Genomic DNA, 11,199 nt, shown 5'->3' on the forward strand with positions numbered 1-11,199 from the left:
CGGTCACCACACACGCGATGCCCACCCTCCCCTGGAGGGGGAGGGTCGACGCGCGCACAGCGCGCGGCGGGGTGGGGTGACGGTCTCAGTTGGTGAAAACCTGCTCGCACCTCCTCAGCATCCGTGCGTCGCGGGTTCGTCTCAATTGAGCACCGCACGCGCGGAGGGGCCGCCACCCCACCCCGTCTCGCATGTCGCTGCGCTCATGCGAGCCGACCCTCCCCCTCCAGGGGAGGGTGAACATCGCGCCCCCTCGACGACCGACGCCAATCAGAGCCACTGACATCTCCCGACCACGGGGCCTCCCATGAACCTCTCCAAATTCTTCATCGATCGGCCGATCTTCGCAGGCGTGCTGTCGACGCTGATCTTCCTCGGCGGCTTGATCGCGCTGTTCTCCATGCCGATCTCCGAATATCCCGACGTCGTGCCGCCCTCCGTGGTGGTGCGCGCGACCTATCCCGGCGCCAATCCGAAGGTGATCGCCGAGACGGTGGCGACGCCGATCGAGGAGCAGATCAACGGCGTCGAGAACATGCTCTATATGAGCAGCCAGGCGACCACCGACGGCGCGATGACGCTCACGGTCACCTTCAAGCTCGGCACCGATCCGGACAAGGCCACGCAGCTGGTGCAGAACCGCGTGCAGCAGGCCGAGCCGCGGCTGCCCAATGTCGTGCGCCAGCTCGGCGTCATCACCAAGAAGAGCTCGCCCGACCTCACCATGGTCGTGCATCTGATCTCGCCGAACGGCCGCTACGACACGACGTACCTGCGCAACTACGCGGTGCTCAACGTCAAGGACCGGCTGGCGCGCATCGACGGCGTCGGCGACGTGCAGCTGTTCGGCGCCGGCGACTATTCGATGCGGGTCTGGGTCGATCCGCAGAAGGCGGCCGAGCACGGCCTCTCCGCCAGCGACATCGTCAAGGCGATCCAGGCGCAGAACGTCGAGGCCGCCGCCGGCGTCGTCGGCGCCTCACCGAGCGTCAAGGGCCTCGATTTGCAGCTCTCGGTCAATGCCGAGGGCCGGCTGTCGAACGAGGACCAGTTCGCCGACATCGTCGTGAAGACCGGAACGCATGGCGAGATCACGCGGCTGCGCGACGTCGCCCGCATCGAGCTCGGCGCCTCCGAATATGGCCTGCGCTCGCTGCTCGACAACAAGCAGGCGGTGGCGATCCCGATCTTCCAGGCGCCCGGCTCCAACGCGCTGCAGATCTCGGACAACGTCCGCGCCACCATGGCCGAGATCAAGAAGACGATGCCGGAGGGCGTCGAGTACCACATCGTCTACGACCCGACCCAGTTCGTGCGCTCCTCGATCGAGGCCGTCGTGCACACGCTGTTCGAGGCGATCGTGCTGGTCGTGATCGTCGTGATCCTGTTCCTGCAGACCTGGCGCGCCTCGATCATCCCGCTGCTGGCGGTGCCCGTCTCGATTGTCGGCACCTTTGCCGTGATGCATCTGTTCGGCTTCTCGATCAACGCGCTCAGCCTGTTCGGGCTGGTGCTCGCGATCGGCATCGTCGTCGACGACGCCATCGTCGTGGTGGAGAACGTCGAGCGCAACATCGAGAGCGGCCTGTCGCCGCGCGACGCCACCTATCAGGCGATGCGCGAGGTGTCGGGACCGATCATCGCGATCGCGCTGGTGCTGGTCGCGGTGTTCGTGCCGCTCGCCTTCATCTCCGGCCTCACGGGGCAGTTCTACAAGCAGTTCGCCCTGACGATCGCGATCTCCACCGTGATCTCGGCGGTGAACTCGCTGACCTTGTCGCCGGCCCTGTCGGCGCTGCTGCTCAAGGGCCACCACGAGCCGAAGGATCGCCTCACCCGCATCCTCGACAAGAGTCTCGGCTGGTTCTTCCGCGGCTTCAACCGCGCCTTCGTCCGCGCCTCCAACAATTACAGCGGCAGCGTGTCCAAGGTGATCACCGGCAAGGCCGCGGTGATGATCCTCTATGTCCTGCTGGTCGGCGCCACCGCCGTGCTGTTCAAGCAGGTGCCGGGCGGCTTCGTGCCGGGCCAGGACAAGCAGTATCTGGTCGGCTTCGCGCGGCTGCCGGACGGCGCCACGCTCGACCGCTCCGAGGAGGTGATCCGCAAGATGAGCGACATCGCGCTGACGCAGCCCGGGATCGAGAGCTCGGTCGCCTTCCCCGGCCTGTCGATCTCCGGCTTCACCAACTCCTCCAATGCCGGCATCGTGTTCTCGACCTTGAAGCCGTTCGACGAGCGTAAGGATCCATCGCTGTCCGGCGGCGCGCTGGCGATGGAGCTCAACAAGAAATATGCGGGCATCCAGGACGCCTTCATCGCGATGTTCCCGCCGCCACCGGTCAACGGCTTGGGCACCATCGGCGGCTTCAAGCTGCAGATCGAGGACCGCGCCGGCCTCGGCTACGAGGCTCTGAACGACGTCACCAAGGCGTTCATGGCCGGCCTGCAGAAGTCGCCGGAGATCGCCGGCGTGTTCTCCAGCTTCCAGGTCAACGTCCCGCAACTGTTCGCCGACATCGACCGCACCAAGGCGTTGCAGCTCGGCGTCCCCGTGACGGAGGTGTTCAACACCCTGCAGATCTACCTCGGCTCCTACTACGTGAACGACTTCAACAAGTTCGGCCGCACCTATTCGGTGCGCGTGCAGGCCGACGCGCCGTTCCGCGCCCGTGCCGACGATATCCGCCAGCTCAAGGTGCGCTCCGCCTCCGGCGACATGGTGCCGCTGTCGGCGCTGCTCAACGTGCGACAGAGCGCAGGTCCCGAACGCGCCATCCGCTACAACGGCTTCCTGTCGTCGGATATCAACGCGGCAGCGGCGCCCGGCTTCTCCTCGGGCCAAGCGCAGGCGGCCGCCGAGCGGGTCGCGGCCGAGGTGCTGCCGCCCGGCTTCGCCTTTGAATGGACCGACCTGACCTACCAGGAGTTCATCGCCGGCAACTCCGGCCTGTGGGTGTTTCCGCTCGCGATCCTGCTGGTGTTCCTGGTGCTGGCCGCGCTCTACGAGAGCCTGACCCTGCCGCTGGCGATCCTGATGATCGTGCCGATGGCGCTGCTGGCGGCGATGTTCGGTGTCTACCTCTCGAAGGGCGACAACAACATCTTCACCCAGATCGGCCTGATCGTGCTCGTCGGCCTCTCCGCCAAGAACGCGATCCTGATCGTCGAATTCGCGCGCGAGCTCGAATTCGCCGGGCGGACGCCGTTGCGCGCCGCGATCGAGGCCAGCCGCCTGCGGTTGCGGCCGATCCTGATGACGTCGATGGCGTTCATCATGGGCGTGCTGCCGCTGGTGCTCTCGACCGGCGCCGGCTCGGAGATGCGGCGGGCGATGGGCGTCGCGGTGTTCTCCGGCATGATCGGCGTCACCGTGTTCGGCCTGTTCCTGACGCCCGTGTTCTACGTGCTGCTGCGGACGCTGACCGGCATGAAGCCCCTCACCCAGCATGGCGGCCACGGCACGGTGGCGGCTCAACCCGCGGAGTAAACAAGAATGTGAACGCGCGTGATGTCGAGCGCCCGGAAACGCGATCGTCTCTTGATTCGTAGAGACAAATGGCAGCCGGCGTCCCGACCACGCTCCACGGATGATCCGATTCACGATCAATTCTACACGACTGTGAAACGGATCACAGACCAGCGCAGCGAGATGGAGGACGCCAACTCCAGCACGTTGCGCCGACCCGGCGGCCTGTCCCGCACCAGGCCGCCGGGTCATTTGACCACACGGAGTTGCAACATGGATTTTTTGAATCATCTTGTCGCCGCCAGACTGATGAAGACGGCAGAGGGTTTTGAACGCATCGGCGCCCACGGTGCATCGCGGCGGCTGCCGGCTCCGACCCGTGCGCGGGCGACGAGCACACCGGCGCTCGGTCTCGTCGTCGACAATTCGGCGGGGAGCGAACCGGTGCCGGCGCTTGCCTGCCCGGACGATCAAGGTTGCAGCGCCGGATTGTAGGACCGCAACGCTCCAAACACGTCCCCGGGGGCGTGACCCCCGCCGGACCAGACCATGCGCCGGCAGCGGACGATCTCAACACGCCCTGCCGCAACGCGGCCGGCGCGGCGCCTAGCGCCAAAATGGCATCATCTCACGATCAAAACTCGCGCTTGCCACGGCTGGGAACAGCCGATAGCTTTTTTGAACCTTTCAAAGCGCGACGGATCATCGAGCATGTTTTCACGGCGGACCAGCCCCACGGGTGTGAAGGTGTCGAACGGGACGCCACGCGCGGCCCTCCCCGTCTCGAAGACGGTGCTGGTGGCGGCGGCAGCCATGCTGAGCGTCGCCGCGGCGGCGCAGGCGCGCGATCTCACGGTGGTGTCGTGGGGCGGCAACTATCAGGACGCGCAGCGCAAGATCTACTTCCAGCCGTTCGCCGCCAAGCTCGGCGCCACCGTGCTCGACGAGAGCTGGGACGGCGGCTATGGCGTGCTGCAGGCCAAGGTGAAGGCCGGGGTGCCGAACTGGGATGCGGTGCAGGTCGAGGCCGAGGAGCTCGAGCTCGGCTGCAGCGACGGCATCTATGAGAAGATCGACTGGAGCAAGATCGGCGACAAGAAAGGCTTCATCCCGGCCGGCGTGAGCGATTGCGGCGTCGGCGCCATCGTGTGGTCGACGGGCATGTCCTATGACGGCGACAAGATCAAGGATGGGCCGAAGACCTGGGCGGACTTCTGGGACACGGCGAAGTTTCCGGGCAAGCGCGGCCTGCGCAAGGGCGCCAAATACACGCTCGAATTCGCGCTGATGGCCGACGGCGTGCCAGCCAGCGACGTCTACAAGGTGCTGAAGACCAAGGAGGGCGTCGAGCGCGCCTTCAAGAAGCTCGACGCGCTCAAGGCCGACATCGTGTGGTGGGAGGCCGGCGCGCAGCCGCTGCAGCTCCTGTCATCCGGCCAGGTCGCGATGACCTCGGTCTATAACGGCCGCATCAGCGCCATCAACCGCACCGAGGGCAAGCATTTCGGCTTCGTGTTTCCGGGCAGCATCTACGCGGTCGATAGCTGGGTGGTGCTGAAGGGCTCGCCAAACAAGGACGCCGCGATGAACTTCATCGCGTTTGCGAGCCAGGCCGAGAACCAGGCCAAGCTGCCGGAATACATCGCCTATGGCCTGCCGAACATCGCCGCCGCCAAGCTGGTGCCGGAAAAATTCGCCGCCGAGCTGCCGACCACGCCGGACAATCTGAAGCAGGCGATCGCGCTCGACGTCGGCTTCTGGACCGACAATTCTGAAGAGCTGTCGAAGCGCTTCAACGCCTGGCTCGCGCGCTGAGGCTCGCCGCTTCAGCAAACCGGGCGCGCGATGATCGTCGTCGCGACGCGCGCCTGCCCTCCTCGTGCATGAGTCCCGGCGAGGTCCGCGCCGAAAGCCTCCGTCATGGATACCCCCTTCATCTCGTTCCGGCATGTGGTCAAGCGCTTCGCTGCGCTGACCGTGGTCGACGATCTCGATCTCGATATCGCGCGCGGTGAGTTCGTCGCCCTGCTCGGGCCCTCCGGCTCCGGCAAGACCACGCTCCTGATGATGCTCGCAGGCTTCGAGCAGCCGACCAGCGGCACGATCGAGGTCGGCGGCGCCAGGGTCGACGGGCTGCCGCCGCACAAGCGCAACATGGGCGTGGTGTTCCAGAACTACGCGCTGTTCCCGCATATGAGCGTGCGCGACAACATCGCCTTTCCGCTCAGGATGCGCGGCACGTCCAAGCCCGAGATCGCGCAGCGCGTCGCCCGCGTGCTCGACATGGTCAAGCTGTCGGCCATGGCCGAGCGCAAACCGGCGCAGCTCTCCGGCGGCCAGCAGCAGCGCGTCGCACTCGCCCGCGCCCTGGTGTTCGAGCCGCAGGTGGTGCTGATGGACGAGCCGCTCGGTGCGCTCGACAAGAAGCTGCGCGAGCAGATGCAACTCGACATCCGCGACCTGCACCGCCGGCTCGGCCTCACCATCGTCTTCGTCACCCACGACCAGGACGAGGCGCTGACGATGTCCGACCGCATCGCCGTGTTCAACCACGGCAGGATCGAGCAGATCGGCACACCGCGCGAGATCTACGAGCTGCCGCGCACGCCATTCGTCGCCGAGTTCATCGGCGAGACCAACCTGCTGGCGTGCAAGCTCGACGAGCACGCGGGCGAGGTGATGCGGCTGACGACGGACTCGGGCCTCACGCTGTCGGCGCATGCCGGCGCCGCCCGCATCGATGGTGGCAAGGTGCAGGTTTCGATCCGTCCCGAGGCCATCCGGATCAACGATCATGCAGCGGCGACCGCGAACCGCCTGACCGCGCGCATCCTGGACGCGGTGTATTTCGGCGATCACGTGCGTCTGGTCGCCACGGCCGGCGCGCAGCGGCTGATCATCAAGGGCGATCGTGCCGGTCAGGCCGCGGAGGTCGGCAGCGAGGTCGTGCTGTCGTTCACGGCGTCGGATGTCTGGGTGGTGGGATCATGCGACCAGACTTCCGCCAACGGTTGACGGCAGTTCTGCTGCTGGCGCCGCTTCTGGCGTTCATGCTGTCGTTCTTCGTCGTGCCGCTGGTGACGATGATGAAGTCGGCTGTATCCGATCCAGTTGCGACCGAGTCCCTGCCCCGCACCCACAAGGCGCTGGCGCGCTGGGACCGCACGAGCGTGCCTCCTGCAACCGCACAGGCTGCGTTCATCGACGACATCCGCAAGCTGACCAATGACGAGCAGTTCGGCGATCTCGTTCGCCGCCTCAACAGCGCGCAGTCCGGATTCCGCAGCCTGCTCGGCAAGACCCGCCGCGCGCTCGACGGCACCGACGCGGTCGACCTCGCAGCAATCGACTCGCGCTGGAGCGAGACCTCCTATTGGACGACCATCGCCGAGGCCGTCGCCTCGCCCTGGACCGACAAGAACCTGCTCGCCGCCGTCGACCTCGAGCGCAACGCCGCCGGCAATATCGCTGCGATGCCGGAGGGCGCCTCGGCCAACCGCCTGATCATGATCCGGACCTTCGTGACCTCGGCGCTGGTGACGCTGGCCTGCATCCTCATCGGCCTGCCGTTCGCGATGGTGGCCGCCTCGGTCGACGGCTGGCGCCGGCAGATCCTGCTCGGCGCGGTGCTGCTGCCGCTGTGGACCTCTCTCCTGGTACGCACCGCGGCCTGGTATGTCGTGCTGCAGGACAACGGCCTGATCAACGCCACCTTGAAGGGGCTCGGCCTGACGTCAGCGCCGGTGCCGCTGATGTTCAACCGGCTCGGCGTCGTCATCGCCATGACACATGTGCTGCTGCCGTTCATGGTGCTGCCGATCTTCAGCGTGCTGATCGCGATCCCGCGCAATCTGATGCCGGCGGCGGCCTCGCTCGGCGCGCATCCGCTGCGCGCCTTCGTCCACGTCCTGCTGCCGCTGTCGATGCGCGGCGTCGTCTCCGGCGCCCTGCTCGTGTTCATGGCCGCGCTCGGCTACTACATCACGCCGGCGCTGATCGGCGGCGCCAACGATCAGATGATCAGCTCGGTGATCGCCTACTACGCCACGGGAGCCGCGAACTGGGGCATGGCCGGCGCGCTCGGCCTCGTCCTGCTCGCGATGACGATCCTGCTCTACGCCCTCTACATCCGGCTGACCTCGACCGAGGAGCAGCGCGCATGAAATGGCTGCCGCTCGTCAAGCTGCTGTTCGCGATCGCCGTCATCGTGTTCCTGCTCGGGCCGTTGATCGCGGTGCTGCCGCTATCGCTGACCGACAGCGTGTTCCTGAACTATCCCATTCCCGGCTATTCGACGCGCTGGTTTCGCGAGCTGGTCACCGCCGACTCCTGGCGGCTCTCGATCGTCAACAGCCTGCTGATCGGCGCGGGGACCACAGCCCTTGCAACGTTGCTCGGCACGCTCGCCGCGCTCGGCCTGCGCGGCAAGCCCGCCTCGCTGCTGTTCGCGACGCTTCGCACCGTGTTCCTGCTGCCGATGGTCGTGCCGGCGGTGGTGCTCGGCGTCGGCATGCAGCTGATGTTCTCGCGCTACGGGCTCACCAACACCTATCTCGGCGTCATCATCGCGCACACCGTCGTCGCCGTGCCGTTCGTGCTGGTCAACGTCTCCTCGGCCTTGCAGGGCGTCGATATCCAGCTCGAGCGGGCCGCCGCGAGTCTCGGCGCTTCGCCCGCCGTGGTGCTGCGCTCGGTGACGTTTCCCATCGCGCTGCCCGGCATGATCTCCGGCGCATTGTTCGCTTTCGCGACGTCGCTGGACGAGGTGGTGCTGACGCTCTTCGTCGCCGGCCCCAATCAGCGCACCCTGGCGCGGCAGATGTTCGCCACCATCCGCGAGAACATCAGTCCGGCGATCGTCTCGGCGGCGGCCGTGTTCATCGTCGGGACGATCGTGCTGTCGCTCGCGATGCTCGCGCTCCGGCGGCGGATGACGTGAGGGAAGGCACCGGTCCGTAGGGCGGATGAGCGCAGCGTAATCGGCCGCCCCGTGCGCGAACAGCCGCTATGCGCACAACAGCCGGAATGGCGGATTACGCTGCGCTCATCCGCCCTACGGCTGCCCTACCCCGCCTTCACGTATTTGCGCCAATTGTGCGCTTCCTTGAACCCGAGCACCTCGCGCGTCTTGCGGTTCGACAGCGGCGCCTCGTCGTCACCCATCTCGCGGGTCACCGGCACATTCGGACAATAGCGGCGCAGCAGCTCGCGCGTCGGCATCGTTGCGGTGACGGTGTCGTTGACCGCGTTGAAGACCTGGAAGCCGAGCCCGTCCTTCTCGATCGCCAGATGCACGATCTCGCCGAGGTCGCGGGCGTCGATATAGGACCAGGCGTTGCGCTTGCGCGACGGCGGGTCGGCGAGGAAGCGGGGGAACATGTCGTATTCATGCGGCTCGATGACGTTGCCGATGCGCAAGCAGTAGATGTCGATGCCATAGCGCATCGCAAAGGCGCGCGCGGTCTTTTCGTTCACGACTTTGGACAACCCGTAGGAATCCATCGGGTCGGTGTCGTAGTCCTCCTCGAGCGGAAAGCTCCTGAAGTCCTTGTCGCCCTCCGCGAAGCAGACGCCATAGGTGGTCTCGCTGGAGGCGATGATGATCTTGCGCACGCCGAGCTTCGCAGCGGCCTCGATGACGTTGTAGGTGCTGATCGTGTTCACGCGAAAGGTCTCGTTGTCGGGCTCGATCAGCACCCGCGGGATCGCGGCGAAATGCACCACCGCATCCGGCGCCCGTGGCGGCCGGCCGGCGTTGAAGCCGCCGAAGCCATGATGCGTGGTCAGCGCGTTGAAGGCCTGGCCGCTGTCCGTCAGATCCGCGATCAGGGTATTGATCCCGGGGTGATCGAACGGCTTGAGGTCGACGTTGAGGAGCGCGTAGCCCTTGTTCTGCAGATGCGGCAGCACATGCCTGCCCGCCTTGCCGGTTCCCCCGGTGAACACCACGCGCTTGGCTGTCATTGAGCTCGTCATCCCCTGTGAGTGCGTGATCGCTTCTAGCAGTTTCCAGCGAAGCTGCTCCACAAGGAACTTGCAGCCTGCCGCGCGGAACGCGGCCTGCTTTCAATGCCGCGTGGAAGCCTATTGCCGCACTGCGTTGATAGCTCCGCCTCCCGGCAGGTGACATCAGGCCAACCGCCCCGATCCAGCCTGCGCGCATTTCTGTCGATCCGAAAATCGCCTCCCATCGCGACACGGCAATCTCTGGATGCGTCGCCGGCACATCACCCGATCGCGATGCAAACGACGATCATTCGCAGAATTTTTTCGGCGCTGAGTAGCCAAGTTTCCCATTTTCGAATAGGTAATATAGTGCGGTCACAATGTATTGGGACGGCAGGTTCGTCCCTGAAGGGATATTGTCATGAGATTGTCGTCGAGTGTCGTCGTGTCCTCGGCTGCCGCCGTGCTGGCAACCGTCCTGCTGTGCGGTCCTGCCGCATCGCAAATCACACCAGGCTCCGCCCCCTCGCTTCCGGGCGTAACGGTCGACGCACCGAAGCAGGCGACAAAGCTCCAGAGGTCGAAGACCACGGCCGACACCGGGATCTCGCGCCGCACGCGGTCGACGGCGTCGTCGACGGCGCGCGCGCCGTCAGTTGCGTCGGACTCCGTGGAAGCCAGGATCGCCAAGCTGGAGAGAGCCGCCAGCAGCTGCAACGGCGGCTGCGAGACCAGCTTCAAGTCGGGCAATGCGCCTTGGGTCGGATGCAGCTTGTCCGGTCAGGAATTTTCGCATTTCGATACGACCTGCTCCGACACCCTCAGGTACAAGCACTACGCGGACTGTGCGGAGACCAAGGCGTTCCTGGGCTGGGATCGCAACAAGGTCTGGCTGCATTGCAGCAGCCTGCTGGCCGGCGGCAAGTTTCAGGTCGCCGAGATCAAGCGGTTGAAGCGCGCCCAGTAGTTTGATGGCTTGACCTCTCGGCCTCATCTGAGGTCAGCTCCTGTGAGGTGACGTCTGGCGGCCTGCGATTGCGGCAGGCCGCATTGTTTGCAGGCCGGCTGGCATGTCGGCCTGTGAAGGCCCGTAGGCCGAGGAGTCGAGCACGCGCATGCGGCGAAGCGCCCGCCCAAGGGCGGCGCTTTCACGCGAAGATTTTTTCACGCGAGGACGATGGAAAGCCGGTCCATGAGCCCTGCTGCAACGATCCGGCGCCTGCGGGCCGACGATGCGGCATGCTTCAAGGCCCTTCGTCTGGAGGCGCTGACGATCAGCCCGGAATCGATGGGCAGCACCTTCGAGCTGGAGAACGGGCTTGGCGTCGAATGGTTCGCCAGGCGGCTCGAGGACACCCACACCCTCGGCGCCTTTCGAGACGGCGAGCTTGTCGGCACGCTGGGCTTCGTCGTCCAGCAGGGGCCGAAGCACGCCCATAAGGGCCGGCTGTTCGGCATGTACGTTAAGCCAGCCTTTCGACGGAGCGGGCTCGCGCGCCTGTTGGCGAATGACATCCTGGATGTCGCGCGCGAGCAGGTCGAGATCGTTCAGCTGATCGTCGTCCAGGACAATGTGCCGGCGCGACGGCTCTACGAAAGCATCGGCTTCGTGGAATTTGGCCTGGAGCTGAAAGCCGCGAAGGACGGCGGCCGATACTACGACGAGGCGCACATGGCGCTCGACTTCAGTCGTGCGGCTGACAGCACCTGACAACCGAGCTGCTGGGATCGATCGGTTCTCCCATTCAAGGCGATGGCGGCATGGGCCGCAGTCACGAGCTGAT

The 11,199-nt window shown here is 65.8% G+C and carries 10 protein-coding genes; 8 read left to right on the plus strand and 2 right to left on the minus strand.

Going from position 1 to position 11,199, the window contains the following annotated elements; genetic code table 11:
• Window positions 1–307: 307 nt before the first annotated feature.
• From ACQR0W_RS13760 to ACQR0W_RS13785, 6 genes are all read left to right on the plus strand, one after another.
• A complete protein-coding gene (locus ACQR0W_RS13760; protein ID WP_315716605.1) occupies window positions 308–3,490 on the plus strand; it encodes an efflux RND transporter permease subunit in 3,183 nt (1,060 codons plus the stop codon).
• An 18-nt stretch (window positions 3,491–3,508) separates the two neighbouring features.
• Window positions 3,509–3,964 carry a hypothetical protein gene (locus tag ACQR0W_RS13765; protein WP_316204559.1) on the plus strand — a complete coding sequence of 152 codons (456 nt, stop codon included), beginning with the start codon at window positions 3,509–3,511 and terminating at the stop codon, window positions 3,962–3,964.
• A 318-nt stretch (window positions 3,965–4,282) separates the two neighbouring features.
• Window positions 4,283–5,284 (plus strand): ABC transporter substrate-binding protein, encoded by a 1,002-nt coding sequence (locus ACQR0W_RS13770; protein WP_316168077.1) that lies wholly within the window; start codon window positions 4,283–4,285, stop codon window positions 5,282–5,284.
• A 105-nt stretch (window positions 5,285–5,389) separates the two neighbouring features.
• Entirely contained in the window at window positions 5,390–6,484 is a 1,095-nt protein-coding gene (locus ACQR0W_RS13775; RefSeq protein WP_315825430.1) for an ABC transporter ATP-binding protein, read from the plus strand.
• A gap of 35 nt (window positions 6,485–6,519) precedes the next feature.
• Window positions 6,520–7,632 (plus strand): ABC transporter permease, encoded by a 1,113-nt coding sequence (locus tag ACQR0W_RS13780; RefSeq protein WP_315825476.1) that lies wholly within the window; start codon window positions 6,520–6,522, stop codon window positions 7,630–7,632.
• Window positions 7,629–8,408: an ABC transporter permease gene (locus ACQR0W_RS13785; RefSeq protein ID WP_315753338.1), complete on the plus strand. Its 780-nt coding sequence runs from the start codon at window positions 7,629–7,631 to the stop codon at window positions 8,406–8,408. Before ACQR0W_RS13780 ends, ACQR0W_RS13785 begins: the two co-directional genes overlap by 4 nt.
• Window positions 8,409–8,533: 125 nt before the next feature.
• Here ACQR0W_RS13785 and ACQR0W_RS13790 read toward each other — a convergent pair whose 3' ends face one another.
• Both ACQR0W_RS13790 and ACQR0W_RS13795 read right to left on the minus strand, forming a co-directional pair.
• The gene (locus ACQR0W_RS13790) at window positions 8,534–9,433 is read right to left on the minus strand and encodes an NAD-dependent epimerase/dehydratase family protein (RefSeq protein ID WP_316168072.1); all 900 of its coding nucleotides are present in this window, start codon (window positions 9,431–9,433) and stop codon (window positions 8,534–8,536) included.
• Window positions 9,434–9,790: 357 nt separating this feature from the next.
• Window positions 9,791–10,156 carry a hypothetical protein gene (locus ACQR0W_RS13795; RefSeq protein ID WP_315716599.1) on the minus strand — a complete coding sequence of 122 codons (366 nt, stop codon included), beginning with the start codon at window positions 10,154–10,156 and terminating at the stop codon, window positions 9,791–9,793.
• Between the two features lie 31 nt (window positions 10,157–10,187).
• Between ACQR0W_RS13795 and ACQR0W_RS13800 the strand changes: the two genes are divergently transcribed.
• Window positions 10,188–10,382, plus strand: a complete 195-nt coding sequence (locus ACQR0W_RS13800; RefSeq protein ID WP_315716598.1) for a hypothetical protein — start codon at window positions 10,188–10,190, stop codon at window positions 10,380–10,382.
• 225 nt (window positions 10,383–10,607) lie between these two features.
• The gene (locus tag ACQR0W_RS13805) at window positions 10,608–11,126 is read left to right on the plus strand and encodes a GNAT family N-acetyltransferase (RefSeq protein ID WP_315825432.1); all 519 of its coding nucleotides are present in this window, start codon (window positions 10,608–10,610) and stop codon (window positions 11,124–11,126) included.
• Window positions 11,127–11,199: the final 73 nt, after the last annotated feature.

Source organism: Bradyrhizobium sp. HKCCYLRH1034 (genome assembly GCF_051168375.1).
GTDB lineage: Bacteria > Pseudomonadota > Alphaproteobacteria > Rhizobiales > Xanthobacteraceae > Bradyrhizobium.

Excerpts from the sequence above, each read along its gene's own strand:
- ACQR0W_RS13785 (WP_315753338.1), top strand. The coding sequence starts at position 7,629 with ATGAAATGGCTGCCGCTCGTCAAGCTGCTGTTCGCGATCGCCGTCATC.
- ACQR0W_RS13760 (WP_315716605.1), top strand. The coding sequence starts at position 308 with ATGAACCTCTCCAAATTCTTCATCGATCGGCCGATCTTCGCAGGCGTG.
- ACQR0W_RS13780 (WP_315825476.1), top strand. The coding sequence starts at position 6,520 with ATGCTGTCGTTCTTCGTCGTGCCGCTGGTGACGATGATGAAGTCGGCT.
- ACQR0W_RS13790 (WP_316168072.1), bottom strand. The coding sequence starts at position 9,433 with ATGACAGCCAAGCGCGTGGTGTTCACCGGGGGAACCGGCAAGGCGGGC.
- ACQR0W_RS13775 (WP_315825430.1), top strand. The coding sequence starts at position 5,390 with ATGGATACCCCCTTCATCTCGTTCCGGCATGTGGTCAAGCGCTTCGCT.
- ACQR0W_RS13805 (WP_315825432.1), top strand. The coding sequence starts at position 10,608 with ATGAGCCCTGCTGCAACGATCCGGCGCCTGCGGGCCGACGATGCGGCA.
- ACQR0W_RS13770 (WP_316168077.1), top strand. The coding sequence starts at position 4,283 with ATGCTGAGCGTCGCCGCGGCGGCGCAGGCGCGCGATCTCACGGTGGTG.